The following is a 19,535-nucleotide window of genomic DNA, read 5'->3' as shown; positions in this document are numbered from 1 at the left end:
GCTTCCTTTCTGAATTTTTATTTTCGCCAACGGTTTCTTCGACCGACCTTTACATTGCTTTTAAATGGCTCTGGCTTTTTCACCATTGGTGGTAAAAACTGAGTTTCTTGATCAAATCGACGACCTTGACCACCCTGAATGCCTAGTGAAAGAAGCACTTTCCACTCTTTGCTGTTTTCAATACCTACAGCAATAACAGAGGTAGGTAGGTCAGAACACGCGCCTAGCATGCTACGGATAAACAACTGATTCTCTGGACGTTGATCAATACGTTTGACTAGGCTGCGATGTAGCTTAAGATAGTCGACTGACAAATCCTTAATATAGTGAGTGCTCACTATCGTTCGACCTGCTTGGTTTACTATTATTTTAATACCTAAACCTGCAAGCATCTTGATAACAGGACGCATGTAGTCGAGATGTTGGACTAAATGTCCCTCAACAAACTCAAACCCCAGCTGCTGTCGTAGATGCCGAGGAAGTTGTAATAATTCATCTCTCAACCAGCGACTATACCACTTGTTCTTAAACGGTAACACATTGAGATTGACAGAATAATTAACGTTATCGTTGGTATTTTTCAGATAACTGAACAGTACCTGTAATACCGATTGGTCAAGCTGAACCTGATAACCAACGGTTTCTAACGCGGCCATATATTGTGAAGCTTTGAGCTCACCGCGCTCGGGGTCCTGAATACGGGCAAAAACCTCATAGTGTAGTGTACTACTGTCATCCTTCTCTGATATCAGGCGACACTCTTGTTTGTAAAGAAGCAGCTTTTCCGGTTGCAATGCCTGATCAAACACAGTCCTCCAGCGAACGCTACCTCGTTCATTTTGCGCCTGTTCCTGCTTTTCATAACGGCTCCAGGTATTGAGGTGCTGTAGCTGGGCACTTTTCAGTGCGGTTTCTGCCTCATCAATAATATGATTCAGCTTCTCGCCCTCACGATACATACTGATACCAATATGGCACCAGTTGTCTTCAGGAAGAGGGGTAATTGGATTCAATTTGTCCAACTGCTTTAAACATTGCGTTGCAACGTTCGCTACATCTTTACTACTTTGATGAGGAATAAAAATCGCAAAATCTGCCTTGTAATAACGAGACAAGATTACATCAGGAAAGCGCTGCACAGCATTAGAAAGCAGTTTACCAACCTCGACAATAAACTGATCACTATCAGCTTTGTCATTCTCTTCCAAAACTAGCTGCCAATCATCGATACGAACCAACATAACACCACCATGAGAACCACTCTCATGCAGTGCCGATTCTAACTTGTTATCAAATAGAACCCGATTCGCGGTTCCAGTGAGTTGATCTAAGAAAGTTTGGCTGCGAATAAAGGTATCAAAACGGCTCCGTTCTTGACGTGCATCTTGCAGCTCTTCAATGAGTAGCGTTAACGCATCGCTTGCCGTATATGGCCACTCTTTTTCATCACCTTTGGCAAACTCTTCTACCCTGCCAGCAAGGATCATTCGACCACGCTCTTCGAGCATTTCAGAACCTAACATCTGTTCGCGCATCCAATTCAAGCCTCGAACTAGACAAAAAATAATGAGCCCTACAGCCAAGGTAATTGACCAAAGAGCGCCAATAGAATAGCTGTAGCTTAGGTATGGAGGAGCGGAGATGATGCGTAACGAGTAGCCCTCGTTTCTTGGGAGAGGGTAAACATGTTCATGAGTTCGACCTTCTTCAACTCGAATAGCCGTATTTTTGAAACGATATACAACCCCAACTTCGGAATTGAGCTGCAACTCCACTACGTTGCTTGCCTGAAGCATTTTTGGCAGCCAGCGCTGCATAGAATAAGCGGCGTCAGGGTCTTCTAGTTCTTTATCAACCACCTCAACGATACCGTTGAGATAGTGGTTCATATATTCTTGGCCGATACGCTTGAATGATAAGGTGCCGCCGATAAACAAAATCGACATCGCACTGATCACTATCATAGTCACGAACGTGGTTAGACGTGTGCTGAGTTTAAGCGTAGGTGTATATCTCACGAATAATCAATCCTTTTCTTATTCATCAGGCGTTAACAGAACGTTAACTTTGTTTGAGTATATTGGATAGTGTTTTGAAAAACAGCGACTTTAGATAAAAAAATGCAAAAAACCGCGACAAGCGCGGTTTTGATCTTTGAGTTGAACCTGCGGTTAAGCTTAGAACGGAATGTCGTCGTCGAAATCCATTGGTGGTTCATTGTATTGTGGCTGAGCTTGCTGTGGCGCCTGTTGTTGAGGAGCCGTTTGTTGAGGAGCCTGTTGCTGCGGTGCGTTGTATGGCTGCTGCGCTGGTTGTTGAGGCTGACCCCAACCACCTTGCTGTTGGCCACCGCCCATGCCACCTTGTGCTGGAGCGCCACCTTGAGCACGACCACCAAGCATTTGCATTACACCGTTGAAGCCTTGAACTACAACTTCCGTCGTGTAACGGTCTTGACCACTTTGGTCTTGCCATTTACGAGTTTGCAGTTGACCTTCGATGTAAACTTGAGAGCCTTTACGTAGATACTCACCAGCAACTTCCGCTAGCTTTCCGAAAAGAGCAACACGGTGCCATTCTGTTTTTTCGCGTTGCTCGCCTGTCGCTTTATCGCGCCAAGACTCTGAAGTCGCAACTGTAATGTTTGCTACAGCACCGCCACTAGGCATGTAGCGAATTTCTGGATCATTACCTAAGTTACCCACCAAGATAACTTTATTGATTCCACGGCTTGCCATGTTTTGCTCCGTTAATCTAATTCAGTTCTAAATTTAGCCGCTAAGAATAGCACACGTTTTAAAGCTCTTAAATTAGATTCTTAATCTAGATATTTGGCCAATTTTATCGAGTCAATCAGGAGTAAAACGGCTCAGTTTTTGAATTCATATCTCACTCCACGCTTTTGTTAAAACTATCAATTACTTTTCTTATTTAAACGTCCCGCAGTTCTGTTTTTGAGTTTTCCAACTTTTAACATTCCATGCCAAGTTTGTAACGCCCAGCGATTGATAACACTCAGGCAAAAGGAATTGAAATATGAGTAAACGCAGCTACGCCAGAACTATCTACTTAATCCACCCAAACGATCGTGATGTACCGACGGATTTAGAAGCGATCAAACGAGAGTATCGACGAGATATTCCAACAATGCCTGTTGATGACCTGATGCTTGCTGCTCAGCACCACCAGCATAAAATCTTACTGATGGACTACCATCAACACGATCGTGTCCTTAATCAAGTAAAAGAGTTATTACTACTCGACAAGAACTTTGAATATATCATCTACAATGTGCCCCACCGATTGGTTACAACCCAACTACTCAAACTAGGTCAACTTAAAGGGCTGTTCTACAAAGAAGAATCTCTAGAGCACATGATTAAGGGCTTTGAGCGTATCTGTGCTGGTGAGAACTGGCTTCCGCGTCATGTAACTAGCCAACTTCTGCACTATTACCGCAATATGACTCATACCCAAACAAGCCCAAATGCCGCCAGTTTGACGATTCGTGAGGTTGATATTCTCAAGTGCCTTAAACAAGGATCTTCCAACATGCAGATTGCAGACATGCTATGTATCAGTGAGTTCACGGTAAAATCTCACCTCTATCACATCTTCAAAAAACTCTCTGTCAAAAATCGAGTACAAGCCATTGCTTGGGCTCACCAAAACGTTGTGTATTAGACAAGCCTACTACTCTTTACAGTTATCGTTAGTACTCTCTGTCAGGAGTACTAACTATTTATCATTATGAGTTCGTTCATTTTTGATTCACGCAGAACGTGGTACAGTAGGCCTATATCAATGATAAATCGACAGTTAAGGGAACTCTTTCATGATTAAGAAGTGTCTATTTCCAGCCGCTGGCTATGGAACTCGCTTTTTACCAGCGACCAAGTCAATGCCTAAAGAAATGATGCCAGTGGTAAATAAACCATTGATTGAATACGGTGTTGAAGAAGCGATTCAGGCAGGAATGAACGGTATGTGTATCGTTACCGGCCGTGGTAAGCACTCAATCATGGACCACTTCGATAAAAACTACGAGCTAGAGCATCAGATCAGTGGTACGAACAAAGAAGAGCTCCTAGTTGATATTCGTGAAATCATCGAATCTGCGAATTTCACGTACATTCGCCAGCGTGAGATGAAGGGTCTTGGTCACGCAATCCTAACGGGTAAAGAGCTTGTTGGTGACGAACCATTTGCAGTCGTGCTTGCTGATGACTTGTGTGTGAATGAGCAACAAGGCGTACTGGCTCAAATGGTCGCTCTGTTTAAGCAGTTCCGTTGTTCTATCGTTGCTGTTCAAGAGGTACCAGAAGATGAAACACACAAGTATGGTGTTATCTCAGGTGAGATGATCAAAGATGACATCTACCGCGTTGATGACATGGTTGAAAAACCAGAAAAAGGGACAGCACCAAGCAACCTAGCTATTATTGGTCGCTACATCCTAACTCCAGATATCTTCGATCTTATCGAGCAAACAGAACCAGGCAAGGGTGGCGAGATCCAAATCACTGACGCATTGTTGAAGCAAGCGCAAGCGGGCTGTGTTCTAGCATACAAGTTCAAGGGCAAGCGTTTCGACTGCGGTAGCGTTGAAGGTTACATCGAAGCAACAAACTACTGCTTTGAGAACCTTTACCTGAAAGATGAGAAGAAGTCTGAACTAGGTAAGCACGCCACTCAAAAAGCGTAATTCAAAGCCATATCCAGATAATTCACAGAAACAGTAAGGCTCCCCACCTTACTGTTTTTTTATCCAGTAAATTCTTTGCACTCTCTACACTGTGTGTAATACTTGCCAGATCCCGTCGCAAGTAGCAACTACGAAGAGAGAAGTAGAATATGGATCAAATTGAAGTCCGTGGTGCGCGAACCCACAACCTCAAAGATATCAACCTCACCATTCCACGCGATAAGCTGATCGTCATTACCGGTTTATCAGGCTCAGGTAAGTCTTCTCTCGCATTTGATACTCTATACGCAGAAGGCCAGCGCCGTTATGTTGAGTCTCTATCTGCCTACGCGCGTCAGTTTCTTTCTCTAATGGAGAAACCTGATGTCGACCATATTGAGGGCTTGTCGCCTGCTATCTCTATTGAGCAGAAGTCAACATCGCACAACCCACGCTCTACCGTAGGTACAATTACCGAGGTATACGACTACCTGCGTTTGCTCTACGCACGTGTTGGCGAACCTCGCTGCCCTACTCACCATGTAGCGTTAGCTGCACAAACCGTCAGCCAGATGGTTGATAAAGTGCTAGAACTGCCCACCGGTAGTAAGATGATGCTACTTGCACCGATCGTTAAAGAGCGAAAGGGGGAACACGTAAAAACATTAGAAAACCTTGCAGCTCAAGGTTTTATTCGTGCCCGAATTGATGGGGAGACCTGCGATCTATCCGATCCACCAACGCTAGAACTGCACAAGAAGCACACCATTGAAGTCGTGGTTGATCGCTTTAAAGTGCGTGACGATCTACAACAGCGACTAGCAGAATCATTCGAAACCGCACTCGAACTCTCCGGTGGTATTGTGGTTGCCGCTTCGATGGACGATCCATCACAAGAAGAGATCGTCTTCTCGGCAAATTTTGCTTGTCCCCACTGTGGTTATAGCATGCAAGAGCTTGAGCCACGTCTGTTTTCATTCAATAACCCAGCGGGTGCGTGTGGGACCTGTGATGGCTTAGGGGTCCAACAATATTTCGATCCTAGCCGAGTGATCCTTGATGAAGATCTCAGCATCGCAGAGGGTGCGATCAAGGGTTGGGATCAAAAGAACTACTACTACTTCCAAATGTTGACCTCTTTGGCTAAGCATTACGATTTCGATCTGTTCGCACCATACAAGTCACTACCAAAGAAGATCACAGAGATCATCCTGAAAGGCTCAGGTCGTACCGAGATCGAGTTCAATTACATCAATGATCGTGGTGATATTCGGGTTAAGCGTCATCCGTTTGAAGGGATCCTCAACACCTTGGAGCGCCGCTACCGTGATACCGAATCTAACTCGGTTCGTGAAGATCTAGCGAAGTACATCTCAACAAAGTCATGCTCTAGCTGCAATGGCACAAGGTTACGCCTTGAGGCTCGCAACGTGTTCATTAACGATACACCATTACCAAATATTGTTGAGCTTAGCATTGCTGAGGCACTTGAGTTCTTCAATAGCTTACAGCTAGAAGGCCAACGCGCTCAGATCGCCGAAAAGGTGATGAAAGAGATCAATGACCGCTTACAGTTTTTGGTCAATGTAGGCTTGAACTATCTGAACCTGTCTCGCAGTGCCGAGACCCTTTCTGGTGGTGAAGCGCAACGTATTCGACTTGCAAGCCAGATCGGTGCAGGCCTTGTTGGGGTTATGTACGTGCTTGATGAGCCGTCGATTGGCCTCCACCAGCGTGATAATGAAAGACTGCTCAAGACACTGACCCATTTGCGTGATTTGGGTAATACCGTTTTGGTGGTTGAGCATGATGAAGACGCGATTCGTATGGCCGACCATGTCATCGATATCGGCCCTGGTGCCGGTGTACACGGTGGTAACGTGGTCGCTGAAGGCACCATGGAGGAGATCGTCGCCAACCCTAATTCTTTAACCGGTCAGTACCTAAGCGGTGCCAAAGAGATTGCGGTGCCAAAAGAGCGTACTCCAGCCGACCTAAGCAAGACAGTAGAACTGCTTGGAGCGAGTGGTAACAACCTTAAGGATATAAATCTTTCCCTTCCTGTTGGCTTGTTTACTTGTATTACTGGTGTTTCAGGATCTGGAAAATCAACGCTGATCAATGACACCTTCTTCAAGATTGCACACACCCAGCTGAACGGTGCAACAACGGCACAGCCAGCAGCCTACAAGAAGATTGAGGGACTAGAGCATTTCGATAAGGTCATTGATATCGACCAAAGCCCTATTGGTCGAACACCTCGCTCTAACCCAGCAACATACACTGGAATTTTCACACCAATTCGCGAGCTATTTGCGGGAACTCAAGAATCGCGCTCACGTGGTTACAAACCCGGTAGATTCAGTTTTAATGTGCGAGGTGGTCGCTGTGAGGCCTGTCAAGGCGACGGCGTTATCAAGGTAGAGATGCATTTCTTACCTGACGTTTATGTCCCTTGTGATGTATGTAAAGGTAAGCGTTACAACCGCGAGACACTAGAGGTCCGCTATAAGGGCAAGACCATTGATGAGGTGCTAGATATGACCGTCGAAGATGCTCGTGAGTTCTTCGACCCTGTTCCTGTCATTGCTCGTAAGTTGCAAACCCTGATGGATGTGGGTCTTTCCTACATCCGCCTTGGACAAGCTGCGACAACCCTATCGGGTGGTGAAGCACAACGTGTGAAACTCGCAAGGGAATTATCGAAGCGTGATACCGGTAAGACATTGTACATCCTAGATGAGCCAACGACAGGTCTACACTTCCATGACATTCAACAGCTGTTGACCGTTCTGCATCGACTGCGCGACCACGGTAACACCGTCGTGGTCATTGAGCACAACCTTGATGTAATAAAAACAGCAGACTGGATTGTCGATTTAGGCCCCGAAGGCGGACAAGGTGGCGGTGAGATTATCGCTCAAGGCACGCCAGAAGATGTGGCCTTGGTCGAAGGTTCGCATACTGCACGATTCTTAAAGCCTATGTTAGGTTAAGAAAACAAGGTAAAGTAAGTCCAGCTATACGCTGGACTTTTTCATTTATGGAATAAAAAATACCTATGGTTACTCTTCACGTTGCGGGCACTCGGCTTGCACAAAAAACAAAGTCGATTCCCTTAAATAAGCCGTTTTTGGTGATCATGGCATTGCTCTACCTCATTGCGATGCACTTTGTAATGAAGAACCCAGGCGGCTCGGGTTTAGACCTAACTTTTAACCATCCAACTTGGATAATGATCAGTCTCGCGATTGCAATGGGCCTGGTTCAAACAGCAAAGACCAGAGCCTTTCACTACAGCAAACTAACGATTGGATTGTTCATCTCCTGTTTGCTGATGTCATTACCACTCTTATACAGTGACAGTAATGTGGTGGAATCCAGCTCAAGAATCATTGGCTTATGGGCTGGTTTACTGTTTTTTTCTACGTTGCAGCAGTTCCAATTCAGTAACAAACACCGTCAGCGACTACTTTGGTTTGTCGTTCTTGCCACACTGGTTGAAGCAATCATTGGCTACATACAATACTTTTTACTTGAACCTGGTAATGCCTTTGGGTATGACACCTTAGTTAATCGTCCTTACGGTGTTTTTCAACAACCGAATGTAATGGCCAGCTTCTTGGCTACTGGCTTGGTATTATCAGGTTACCTGCTAGCACGTCATCCAAAAAAATATCACAGGACCATCAGTGCGGTTGCTCTGCTCTATCTCACACCGGCAATTCTCACCCCTTTGCTTATTGTTTTAGGCTCAAGAACGGGCTGGCTCGGCACGGCATTGGCTGTGGTGTGTATGCTGCCCTACGTATTTAAATTCGCAGGAAAGAAACGTTTTTGGGGTTGGTGCATTTCTATTGTTGTGGGCTTACTGCTTGGGTTTATCGCAATACAAAGTAGTGGTAAGTCAGAGTTTATTGTGGCAAAAGCAGACCTTGAGAGCCCTCGCCGATACACGCTTCCTCAGACTCTAGATATGTTTATCGAAAAACCAATATCGGGGTACGGATATGGTCAGTTCGAGCCAGCGTATATTCTCTATACCGCTCGACAACATCAGCTCAATAATAGCTACCCTGCTGGACTACCATCAATGGATCACCCTCACAATGAAACCCTACTTTGGGCTGTTGAGGGAGGTATTGTGCCGATTCTCGGATTACTGCTGGCCGCGATCTTGGTGTTGTCTCACATCTCTAGCGCTAACAAAGGCACTCGCTTAGCTATGTTCGCGTTATTTTTACCGATATTGCTACACACCCAACTGGAGTATCCGTTCTACCACTCTGCAATACACTGGTTCACCTTCATATTATTGGTTTTTTGGGTCGACCAACGCACCTCAATGTCCAAAGTGTTCAATATTTCATTGTTCACAAAGATAGGTCTGAAGGTTTGCGCACCTATCCTGCCATTCGTTACCGCTATATACATGCTGACCGCGCTGCATAGCAACTACGTGTTGATGCAGTACGAAACCGCAAAGGTAAAGAACCCAGACGTTCTATCTCAAGTGTCGAATATTCATGCTTGGCAGAATCGCTATGATTGGGATATCTATGTGACCTATCTACATTTGGGTTTATCAAGAAAGGACCCTGCTCTCATTCAGCCATACATTGACTGGTCACTCGATCTCATCCAGCGCCAGCCACGCCCAAGCTTATACACAAACTTGATCATTGCTTATCAAGGCCTTGGAGACTCAAGCAAAGCTGAGCAAATTCGAGCTGAAGCACAATTCCTGTTTCCAAAACAAGACTTCACTCTAATCAACTATCGCCCAAAAGAGCAGGCGATCTCTAACTCAGCATCAGATACTCACAGTAATCAACCGGCAGATAAGTAAAGTAGTAAACCCACCTAATCACTCTACAATCAATAGCGGTAAGGTGGGTTTGATTGACTCTAGAAAGGCGTTATTAGCGAAGCGACTCTTCTAGGGCTCCGAGACACAAACTAATGTTTTCACTTCGAGCACCGTATCCCATCACACCAATACGCCACGCTTTACCAGCAAGCTCGCCAAGACCGGCACCAATCTCAAGGTTATATTCATTAAGTAAATGTGAGCGTACAGAAGCCTCATCAATGCCTTGCGGGAAATAAACCGCATTGAGTTGAGGTAAGCGATAAGGTTCTTTCACCACAAACTCAAAACCCAGAGCTTCTAAGCCTTGTTTCAACTTGGTATGCATAGTGCGATGACGCTGCCAAGCATTCTCTAGCCCTTCGTTTTTCAATAAAACCAAGGACTCGTGCAAAGCGTACAAGCTATTAACTGGCGCGGTATGGTGATAGCTACGCTTACCCTCACCACTCCAGTAACCCAGTACCAAGCTTTGATCTAAGAACCAGCTTTGTACTGGTGTATGTCGAGATTGGATTTTTTCAAGCGCTTTGGGAGAAAGAGTAACCGGAGATAATCCGGGTACACAAGAAAGGCACTTCTGGCTTCCCGAATAGACCGCATCCAATTGCCACTCATCAACCAACAGTGGTACACCACCCAGAGATGTCACCGCATCGACAATCGTTAATGCACCATACTGTTTTGCCAGTGCCCCTAAAGCTTGGGCATCAGATAGTGCACCAGTAGACGTCTCCGCATGGACGAAAGCAACGATCTTGGTATCAGGGTTTTCTTTCAATGCCTTTTCAACTTTATCTACACTAACAGGCTCACCCCATTGGTCGTCGACAAGCACGGCATCGCCACCTGCTCGCACCACGTTTTCACGCATACGCTCACCAAAGACCCCATTGCGACATACGATCACCTTGTCACCAGGCTCTATGAGGTTAACAAAACAGGTTTCCATCCCGGCACTACCCGGAGCAGACACTGCGATAGTGAACTCATTATCTGTCTGAAAGGCATACTTCAATAAAGACTTAAGTTCATCCATCATGCCGATAAACAGTGGGTCAAGGTGACCTATAGTTGGTCGACTCAATGCTTGTAAAACTTGTGGTGATATATCGGAAGGACCAGGTCCCATCAAGGTTCTGTGCGGTGGAATAAAGCTACTGATTGTCATAATTGCTCCATGCGATTGGTGATCGAACGTTAAGCGTAAAAGAAAACCATAACGACAACAATTCGGCTTTAGTATACAGGTCAAACCAGTGTCACAAATTCGTTAAAAATTATTTGAGTTTTATGACAACTTACGGATTGACATTCTTATTTGAAACACGTTCAATGAAGGGGCTTACTTAGCAGAAGAGGAGCATTGCCCAGGCAGGTTATTTGTGGAGCCTTCACTCCAATACAGATTACTCAGGGGGAGCAATGCCGAGATAAACTGAAATTGCAGGGTTCAGATTATCGGTTGTAAGGGCTGAATCCCTTCAACTGTCACCATCATTATGGTGAAGAGCTTCTGAGGTCAAATCATTCTATATACCTCTCTTACTGCTCTAATACTCTCTTCAACATCGGATGTTGGGTTACCTATTCGTAGCCAACTATTTTTTATTAGGAAGTCTTGGGAGAAATGCCGTGAGTGCATTCAATGTCGCGAAGTTTGGTGGAACCAGCGTTGCCAACTTTGAAGCAATGAGCCGTTGTGCCGCTATTATCGAAAATAATCCAAATACAAAGCTTGTCGTCAGCAGCGCCTGTTCTGGGGTCACCAATCTATTGGTTGAGCTTGCTAATGGTGTTGCGGATCAAGCACGTCGACAAGAAGTATTAAACCAACTAGCTCAAATCCATAATGAGATTTTAGACCAACTTGCCGACCCACTTTCTGTTGAGAAAGAAGTTCATATTATCTTAGATAGCGTTGCAACAGCAGCGGAAGCCGCCTCATACCAAACCAGTACGAAGCTCACTGATCACCTCGTTGCTTGTGGTGAGTTGATGTCCACGCACATCCTTGCTCAACTCATGCGTGAACGAGATATTGACGCGGTGAGGTTTGATATCCGTGATGTGCTGCGCACTGATAGCAATTTCGGCAAAGCAGAACCACAACTGGATGCGATTGCGCAGCTTGCCCAGGATAAGCTGGTACCGCTTTGCCAACAGCAAGTCGTTGTGACACAAGGCTTCATTGGTAGCGATGAAGAAGGTAATACTACAACCCTTGGTCGTGGTGGTAGTGACTACAGTGCCGCATTAATTGCAGAATCTGTACAAGCAGCAGGCTTGGAGATTTGGACTGATGTTCCAGGTATCTATACAACCGACCCACGAATTGCACCAAAGGCTTCACCTATCCCTGAGATAAGCTTTAGTGAAGCATCTGAAATGGCTAACTTCGGGGCTAAGATTCTACACCCATCAACACTTGTTCCAGCTCTGCGTCACGATATTCCTGTCTTTGTAGGATCATCAAAAGAGCCGGAAAAAGGTGGCACCTGGATTCGTCACCAAGTAGAAAGCTCACCACTATTCCGCGCTTTAGCGCTTCGTTGCAACCAAACAATGGTGACTCTGCGCAGTGCTAACATGTTCCATGCTTATGGCTTCCTGGCAAAGGTCTTTGAGATCCTAGCGAAACACAAGATCTCCGTCGATCTGATTACGACATCCGAGATCAGTGTATCCTTAACTCTCGATCAAACGGATACCTCTGGCGGCGCGCCGGAATTACCACAAGCGGCACGAGAAGAACTTGAAGAGCTATGTACGGTAGAAATCGAGCAGAACCTTTGTCTTGTTGCCCTTATCGGCAACAACATGAGTGAAAGCAAAGGCTATGCGAAGCAAGTGTTCAGTACATTAGAAGACTTTAACCTACGCATGATCTGCTATGGCGCAAGCCCACATAACTTGTGTTTCCTATTGCATGAATCGGTTTCAAAGTCAGCGATACAGAAGCTTCATCGAGAGCTGTTTGAAAACTAGAAACTAGAAACTAGAAACTAGAAACTAGAAACTAGAAACTAGAAACTAGAAACTAGAAACTAGAAACTAGAATATTAAAAGGGTTGATGTATGACTACATCAACCCTTTTGTTTACGACTAATTTTGCTTCGAAAATGCGGTTAGTTGAGGTTGGGCCCGAGCCACTTCTCAGCTTCCTGCATACCCCACCCTTTACGGTCGGCATAGCTTTGTGCTTGATCTTGTTGGATCTGTGCGATCGCGAAATAACGGGAGTCAGGATGTGAGAAGTACATACCCGATACTGAAGCACCTGGGTACATTGCGTAACTTGTTGTTAGCGACATTCCAATCGACTCTTCAACTTGCATCAAATCCCAAATAGCCTGCTTTTCTGTATGTTCAGGACAAGCAGGATAACCAGGAGCCGGGCGAATACCTTGGTACTTTTCTCGAATCAGCTCGTCATTCGATAGAGATTCATCTGCAGCATAACCCCAGATCTCTTTACGAACTCGTTCATGCAGACATTCAGCGAAGGCTTCAGCCAAGCGGTCTGCCACAGCCTGAATCATGATCGCGTTATAGTCATCACCTTGCGCTTTGTACTCATCCGCTAATTCACGCTCACCAATACCACCAGTCACTGCAAAGGTACCAATCCAATCCTTTTTACCGCTCTCTTTCGGTGCGATGTAGTCAGACAGACAATAGTTGAAGCCCTTTGGCTTCTCAGTTTGCTGACGAAGGTTGTACAGCACCTTAGCAACCTCTGTGCGAGACTCATCGGTGTAGACTTCAATATCGTCACCAACGCTAGCTGCAGGGAACAAACCACAGATGCCACGAGCTATAAGCAAACCTTCTTTCTCTACTCGATCGAGCATATCGTTCGCATCTTTGAATAAACGACGTGCCTCTTCACCGACTTCTTCATGATCTAGAATTGCTGGGTACTTACCCATTAGAGTCCAAGTCATGAAGAATGGAGTCCAGTCAATGTAATTACGCAGTGTGGCTACATCGAAGTCATCAAATACATGAACACCAGGCTTACCCGGTTGAGGTGGCGTATAGTTAACCCAATCAATATCTACCTTATTGGCACGAGCCGCCTCAAGAGTCACTGGTTTAGTACGTGGTGTCTTACGGTTATGTTGGTCGCGCACACGCTCATAATCCAGATCAAGCTTCTCAACAAATGCTGGGCGTAACTCATCAGAAAGAAGTGATGTGCACACACCCACGGCACGCGAGGCATTATTCACATACACAACAGGCTGTGAGTAATTCTGTTCAATCTTTACAGCAGTGTGAGCTTTTGAGGTTGTTGCGCCACCAATTAATAGAGGTAGGTCGAAGCCCTGACGTTCCATCTCTTTAGCGACATGAACCATCTCATCGAGTGAAGGTGTGATTAAGCCAGAAAGACCAATAATGTCGACATTCTCTTCCTTAGCAACTTTAAGGATTTTCTCACATGGCACCATCACCCCAAGGTCGATAATCTCGTAGTTATTACATTGAAGAACCACGCCCACGATGTTCTTGCCAATGTCGTGAACATCTCCTTTTACGGTCGCAAGTAAGATCTTACCGTTACTCGAACCTTTTGCCTTTGATGCATTAATGAATGGTTCAAGATGCGCCACTGCTTGCTTCATAACACGAGCAGATTTCACTACCTGAGGAAGGAACATCTTTCCTTCACCAAATAAGTCACCAACCACGTTCATACCGTCCATCAGCGGGCCTTCAATAACCTCAAGAGGTTTAGAAGCCTTTAGACGCGCCTCTTCAGTATCTTCAACAATAAACTCGGTAATGCCTTTAACAAGAGCGTGCTCTAAACGTTTCTCAACAGGGTAGTTACGCCACTCGAGAGCAGAGGCGTCATCCTCTTTGCCGACACCTTTTCCTGCATATTCAGCCGCAATATCTAGTAAACGCTCTGTCCCATCATCACGGCGGTTGAGTACCACATCTTCTACAGCCTCACGCAACTTCTCTGGTACGTTGTCATAGATTTCGAGCTGACCAGCATTAACGATACCCATATCCATACCGTTCTTAAAACAGTGGTATAGAAATACTGCGTGAATCGCCTCACGAACGTAGTTATTGCCGCGGAATGAAAACGAAACGTTAGACACACCACCGGAAATCATCGCATGTGGAAGGTCACGTTTAATATCAGCTACCGCCTCAATAAAATCTACGGCGTAATTATTATGCTCTTCAATACCCGTTGCGACAGCAAAGATATTAGGGTCAAAGATAATGTCTTCTGGCGGGAAACCAACTTCGTCTACAAGGATTCGATAAGCATTGGTACAAATCTCTAGCTTACGTTCACGCGTCTCAGCCTGGCCTACCTCGTCAAATGCCATCACGATAACGGCTGCACCATAGCGACGAATCAACTTCGCTTGCTCAACAAACTTCTCTTTGCCCTCTTTGAGTGAGATAGAGTTAACAATGCCCTTACCTTGAATACATTTTAGGCCAGCCTCGATCACTTCCCACTTTGAAGAGTCGACCATAATCGGCACTTTGGAGATTTCTGGTTCAGAGGCACATAGGTTAAGGAAGCGAACCATACATGCTTCGGCATCTAGCATGCCTTCATCCATGTTGATATCGATGATCTGAGCACCGTTCTCAACTTGTTGGCGAGCAACTTCTAAAGCCTCGTCATACAGTTCCTCTTTAATTAAGCGCTTAAAACGAGCAGAACCGGTGACGTTAGTTCGCTCACCAACGTTAACGAATAAGGTGTCTTTCTCAATGGTCAATGGCTCAAGACCAGATAAACGGCAAGCCGTAACCAGTTCTGGAAGCTGGCGAGGTTTCACACCCTCAACCGCTTGGGCCATGTGACGGATATGCTCAGGCGTGGTACCACAACAACCACCAATCAAGTTCAAGAATCCGCTTTCCGCCCATTCTTTGACATGAAGGGCCATATCTTCTGGTGATAGGTCGTATTCACCAAAGGCATTAGGTAAACCTGCATTCGGGTGTGTCGAGACGAAACTTTCTGATATGCGAGAAAGCTCTTCAACATAAGGGCGTAGTTCATCTGGACCCAACGCACAGTTAAGACCAAATGAAATAGGGTCAACGTGGCGCAGTGAATTGTAGAAAGCTTCTGTTGTTTGCCCTGACAGTGTACGACCTGATGCATCGGTAATCGTGCCGGAGATCATCACTGGTAATGTAATAGCAAGCTCTTCAAATACACTATCGACCGCAAATGCACACGCTTTGGCATTCAGAGTATCGAAGATAGTCTCGATAAGGATAAGATCAGAGCCACCTCTGATTAAAGCTCGTGTAGATTCCGAGTACGCTTCCACTAGTTCATCAAAACTAACGTTGCGATAACCAGGATCATTTACATCTGGAGAGATTGAACAAGTACGGTTCGTAGGACCCAGCACACCCGCAACATAGCGTGGTTTCTCAGGTGTTTTTGCCGTCCACTCATCTGCCGCTTGGCGAGCCAATTTAGCCGCTTCAAAGTTAATCTCTTCGCTTAGGCTTTCCATATCATAGTCAGCCATAGCGATAGTGGTCGCATTAAAGGTGTTAGTTTCTAGAATATCTGCGCCGGCGGCAAGATACTCACAGTGAATATCCTTGATCAGTTGTGGCTGTGACAGAACCAATAAGTCATTGTTACCCTTTAGGTCACAATGCCAATCAGCAAAACGTTCACCACGATAGTCATTCTCTTCGAGCTTGTACCCCTGAATCATGGTGCCCATACCACCGTCAATCAAAAGAATTCGCTCTCTCAACTGTGATTCAATCTGTTGTCTAATACTTATTCCCACCGTACAACCTCGTTCCTTGGAATACTAAATTTACTACTTTTCATCCTATCACAGTTTGAATAGGAATCTAGACGTCTAAACGTCGTTTCATCAGCCTATTGTTGAATTCCATACTATCATTTTATTAACAAATAACTGACACGATCTGTTTGTGTTTCTCCAACCTTATTTGCACACTTACCCATTAACGAATTGTTACATTTAGGGGCATTATGTCTTTCTATTACACACTCTGCATTTTGTCAGCGATGGCAATGCTGATCGCGTTTATAAACAGCAAAATAAGTAAATTACAAACGACTATCGCGATCACAGCGGGAGCAATGATGCTATCGCTACTTATATTAATTGCGGGTCAGTTTGATTGGTTCCAACTCACATCGGTAGCGGCAAGCACAGTGGCAACCATCAACTTTGAAGACTTCCTACTCAAGGGGATTCTAGGGTTCCTGCTCTTTGCGGGTGGGTTAGGTATTAAGCTGCCGAACCTAAAAGAGCAAAAATGGGAGATTACAACATTAGCCCTAGCATCGACTTTGATATCAACTGTTACCGTCGGTGCTTTACTTTATGGTTTTTGCCAAATCGTGGGCGTCCCTTTTGATTTTATCTATTGCTTATTGTTTGGTGCCCTAATCTCTCCTACCGACCCAATTGCTGTGCTGGCAATAGTAAAAAAACTCGATGCACCACAGCGTATCTCTACTCAGATTGAGGGAGAGTCGCTGTTTAATGATGGTTTCGGTTTAGTGTTATTTGTAACTTTATACACCATTGCCTTTGGTACTGAAGCACCCACTGTAGGTAGTGTCACTCTGCTGTTCTTGCATGAGGCACTCGGCGGCATTGCTTATGGGTTTGTACTTGGGTTGTTATTCCACTACTTAATCAGTGCAACCGATGATCACTCAATGGAATTGCTCTTTACCATTGGCATTCCAACAGCCGGTTACGTGTTCGCAGACATCATCGGTGTATCTGGCCCTCTCGCAATGGTAGTGTCTGGCATTATGATCGGCAACTGGACTCGATTCGTCGGTTTCTCAAAAGAAAGTGAGGAGCACCTAGACCACTTTTGGGAGTTGGTGGATGAATTTCTTAACGGCGTGCTATTCCTATTAATCGGTATGTCGATGCTACTGTTCCAATTTCATCAGGAGGATTGGATCTTAATGGTATTCTCTATCCCACTAGTTCTATTTGCTCGTTTCTTTAGCGTAAGCAGCGCGTACATTGGGTTCAAAAAGTTTAGAACCTATAACCCTTACTCTGTAAAAATCTTAACTTGGGGTGGTTTACGTGGAGGCTTAGCTATTGCAATGGCACTTTCAATTCCTTCAGGCATTTGGGTTATAGAAGAAAAGCTCATCGACGTGAAAGAGATAATGATGGTAATGACATATTCGGTGGTGGTGTTTTCTATCCTGATACAAGGTTCAACCATTGTTCCATTGATCGAGAAAGCGAAAAAAGCAGAACGAGATTTAGTAGATGTAGACTGTGAACCTTAAGAACTAAATGGACTGGGAATCCGCTCCTGGTTCGTTATTCTCTAAACTCGCTAGTTATCTAGTCTCTAGTCGTCTCTAGTCTCTAGTCTCTAGTCTCTAGTCTCTAGTCTCTAGTCTCTAGTCTCTAGTCTCTAGTCTCTAGTCTCTAGTCTCTAGTCTCTAGTCATATGAAAACAAATAGAAGGTTTATGTAAACTACAGATATAAAAAAACCGCGCTAATGCGCGGTTTTTTCATTCTTACGAACTGAGATTACTCAGCAGCTTCTTCAGCAGCTGGGCGATCTACAAGCTCAATGTAAGCCATTGGAGCTTTGTCACCAGCACGGAAGCCAGCTTTTAGGATACGTGTGTAACCGCCCTGACGAGCAGCAAAACGTGGACCTAGTTCGTTAAATAGTTTTGCAACAACTTCGTTATCACGAGTGCGTGCAAATGCTAGACGACGGTTAGCAACACTGTCAGTCTTAGCTAGTGTAATCAAAGGCTCAATTACGCGACGTAGTTCTTTTGCTTTCGGCACAGTAGTTTTGATAACTTCGTGACGAACAAGAGAGCTAGCCATGTTGCTGAACATCGCTTTGCGATGACTGCTGTTGCGGTTGAGTTGACGACCACTCTTACGATGGCGCATGATCTAATCCTTCTAACTTTTTCGATTAATCTTCAGCGATTGACGCTGGTGGCCAGTTTTCTAGACGCATGCCTAGAGATAGACCACGTGATGCAAGCACGTCTTTGATCTCTGTAAGAGACTTCTTACCAAGGTTAGGCGTTTTAAGTAGCTCAACCTCAGTGCGCTGTACAAGATCACCGATGTAGTGAATCGCTTCTGCTTTCAGACAGTTAGCAGAGCGAACTGTTAGTTCAAGATCGTCTACAGGACGCAGTAGGATTGGATCGAATTCTGGCTTCTCTTCCTTCTCCTCAGGTACACGTACATCACGAAGATCTACGAACGCATCCAGTTGTTCAGCTAGGATAGTAGCTGCGCGACGGATTGCTTCCTCAGGTTCTAGAGTACCGTTCGTTTCCATATCGATAACAAGCTTGTCTAGGTCAGTACGCTGCTCTACACGTGCCGCTTCTACAGCGTATGCGATTTTATCAACCGGGCTGTAAGTAGCGTCAACAAGCAAACGACCGATTGGACGCTCATCTTCTTCAGTATGGATACGAGCCGAAGCTGGAACGTAACCACGACCACGTTCAACTTTGATGCGCATAGCGATCTCAGCGTTGTCATCCGTTAGGTGACAAATAACGTGCTCTGGGTTAGCGATCTCTACATCACCATCATGGGTGATGTCACCTGCAACAACAGGGCCCGAGCCTGATTTATTCAGCGTAATGAATACTTCATCTTTGCCTTCGGCAACGCGAACAGCTAGACCTTTAAGGTTAAGTAGGATTTCAAGAATATCTTCTTGAACGCCTTCTTTAGTGCTGTACTCGTGAAGTACGCCTTCAATTTCTACTTCTGTTACAGCACAACCTGGCATAGAAGATAGAAGAATGCGGCGAAGAGCATTACCTAGAGTGTGGCCAAAACCGCGCTCTAATGGCTCAAGAGTTACTTTTGCGTGTGTCGTGTTGATCTGTTCGATGTCAACAAGACGTGGCTTAAGAAATTCTGTTACAGAACCCTGCATTGTGTCCTCTCT

Annotated in this window: 12 protein-coding genes and 1 riboswitch; of the genes, 6 read left to right on the top strand and 6 right to left on the bottom strand. The window is 45.2% G+C overall.

The window, feature by feature from the left end:
- Positions 1-17: 17 nt before the first annotated feature.
- Both csrD and DPF91_RS19255 read right to left on the bottom strand, forming a co-directional pair.
- Entirely contained in the window at positions 18-2,018 is a 2,001-nt protein-coding gene (gene csrD / locus DPF91_RS19260) for an RNase E specificity factor CsrD (protein ID WP_117236068.1), read from the bottom strand.
- Positions 2,019-2,177: 159 nt separating this feature from the next.
- A complete protein-coding gene (locus DPF91_RS19255) occupies positions 2,178-2,738 on the bottom strand; it encodes a single-stranded DNA-binding protein (protein ID WP_117236067.1) in 561 nt (186 codons plus the stop codon).
- A 298-nt stretch (positions 2,739-3,036) separates the two neighbouring features.
- Between DPF91_RS19255 and DPF91_RS19250 the strand changes: the two genes are divergently transcribed.
- The 4 genes from DPF91_RS19250 (at position 3,037) to DPF91_RS19235 (ending at position 9,533) form a co-directional block, all read left to right on the top strand.
- Positions 3,037-3,684: a response regulator transcription factor gene (locus DPF91_RS19250; RefSeq protein WP_117236066.1), complete on the top strand. Its 648-nt coding sequence runs from the start codon at positions 3,037-3,039 to the stop codon at positions 3,682-3,684.
- 151 nt (positions 3,685-3,835) lie between these two features.
- Positions 3,836-4,705, top strand: coding sequence for a UTP--glucose-1-phosphate uridylyltransferase GalU (galU, locus tag DPF91_RS19245; protein WP_117236065.1), 870 nt, complete (start codon positions 3,836-3,838; stop codon positions 4,703-4,705).
- Positions 4,706-4,854: 149 nt separating this feature from the next.
- Positions 4,855-7,680, top strand: coding sequence for an excinuclease ABC subunit UvrA (gene uvrA, locus DPF91_RS19240; RefSeq protein WP_117236064.1), 2,826 nt, complete (start codon positions 4,855-4,857; stop codon positions 7,678-7,680).
- 65 nt (positions 7,681-7,745) lie between these two features.
- Positions 7,746-9,533 carry a PglL family O-oligosaccharyltransferase gene (locus DPF91_RS19235; protein ID WP_117236063.1) on the top strand — a complete coding sequence of 596 codons (1,788 nt, stop codon included), beginning with the start codon at positions 7,746-7,748 and terminating at the stop codon, positions 9,531-9,533.
- Positions 9,534-9,606: 73 nt separating this feature from the next.
- On the opposite strand, the gene DPF91_RS19230 is transcribed toward DPF91_RS19235, so the two are convergent.
- Positions 9,607-10,725 carry a pyridoxal-phosphate-dependent aminotransferase family protein gene (locus DPF91_RS19230; protein ID WP_117236062.1) on the bottom strand — a complete coding sequence of 373 codons (1,119 nt, stop codon included), beginning with the start codon at positions 10,723-10,725 and terminating at the stop codon, positions 9,607-9,609.
- Positions 10,726-10,902: 177 nt separating this feature from the next.
- Positions 10,903-11,078, top strand: a riboswitch (Lysine riboswitch).
- 51 nt (positions 11,079-11,129) lie between these two features.
- Here DPF91_RS19230 and lysC point away from each other — a divergent pair.
- Positions 11,130-12,542, top strand: coding sequence for a lysine-sensitive aspartokinase 3 (gene lysC, locus DPF91_RS19225; protein WP_164684239.1), 1,413 nt, complete (start codon positions 11,130-11,132; stop codon positions 12,540-12,542).
- A gap of 141 nt (positions 12,543-12,683) precedes the next feature.
- Here lysC and metH read toward each other — a convergent pair whose 3' ends face one another.
- Positions 12,684-16,361 (bottom strand): methionine synthase, encoded by a 3,678-nt coding sequence (gene metH, locus DPF91_RS19220; RefSeq protein WP_117236060.1) that lies wholly within the window; start codon positions 16,359-16,361, stop codon positions 12,684-12,686.
- A 212-nt stretch (positions 16,362-16,573) separates the two neighbouring features.
- Here metH and DPF91_RS19215 point away from each other — a divergent pair, with 212 nt between their 5' ends.
- Complete coding sequence (locus DPF91_RS19215) at positions 16,574-17,872, top strand: cation:proton antiporter (RefSeq protein WP_117236059.1); 1,299 nt, start codon at positions 16,574-16,576, stop codon at positions 17,870-17,872.
- Between the two features lie 252 nt (positions 17,873-18,124).
- On the opposite strand, the gene rplQ is transcribed toward DPF91_RS19215, so the two are convergent.
- Together rplQ and DPF91_RS19205 are read right to left on the bottom strand one after the other, a co-directional pair.
- Positions 18,125-18,505, bottom strand: coding sequence for a 50S ribosomal protein L17 (rplQ, locus tag DPF91_RS19210; protein ID WP_117236058.1), 381 nt, complete (start codon positions 18,503-18,505; stop codon positions 18,125-18,127).
- Positions 18,506-18,530: 25 nt separating this feature from the next.
- A complete protein-coding gene (locus tag DPF91_RS19205; RefSeq protein ID WP_004729813.1) occupies positions 18,531-19,523 on the bottom strand; it encodes a DNA-directed RNA polymerase subunit alpha in 993 nt (330 codons plus the stop codon).
- Positions 19,524-19,535 lie beyond the last annotated feature (12 nt).

The organism is Vibrio maerlii (genome assembly GCF_003415655.1).
Lineage (GTDB): Bacteria > Pseudomonadota > Gammaproteobacteria > Enterobacterales > Vibrionaceae > Vibrio > Vibrio maerlii.
Note: the sequence above shows the minus strand (reverse complement) of the source record. Positions and strands in the feature narration are given on the sequence as shown.

Bases quoted from the DNA above. Each gene is read 5' to 3' on its own strand.
- DPF91_RS19215 (WP_117236059.1), top strand. From the start codon at position 16,574: ATGTCTTTCTATTACACACTCTGCATTTTGTCAGCGATGGCAATGCTG.
- DPF91_RS19230 (WP_117236062.1), bottom strand. From the start codon at position 10,725: ATGACAATCAGTAGCTTTATTCCACCGCACAGAACCTTGATGGGACCT.
- uvrA (WP_117236064.1), top strand. From the start codon at position 4,855: ATGGATCAAATTGAAGTCCGTGGTGCGCGAACCCACAACCTCAAAGAT.
- DPF91_RS19235 (WP_117236063.1), top strand. From the start codon at position 7,746: ATGGTTACTCTTCACGTTGCGGGCACTCGGCTTGCACAAAAAACAAAG.
- DPF91_RS19255 (WP_117236067.1), bottom strand. From the start codon at position 2,738: ATGGCAAGCCGTGGAATCAATAAAGTTATCTTGGTGGGTAACTTAGGT.
- lysC (WP_164684239.1), top strand. From the start codon at position 11,130: ATGTTGGGTTACCTATTCGTAGCCAACTATTTTTTATTAGGAAGTCTT.
- DPF91_RS19205 (WP_004729813.1), bottom strand. From the start codon at position 19,523: ATGCAGGGTTCTGTAACAGAATTTCTTAAGCCACGTCTTGTTGACATC.
- galU (WP_117236065.1), top strand. From the start codon at position 3,836: ATGATTAAGAAGTGTCTATTTCCAGCCGCTGGCTATGGAACTCGCTTT.
- DPF91_RS19250 (WP_117236066.1), top strand. From the start codon at position 3,037: ATGAGTAAACGCAGCTACGCCAGAACTATCTACTTAATCCACCCAAAC.
- rplQ (WP_117236058.1), bottom strand. From the start codon at position 18,505: ATGCGCCATCGTAAGAGTGGTCGTCAACTCAACCGCAACAGCAGTCAT.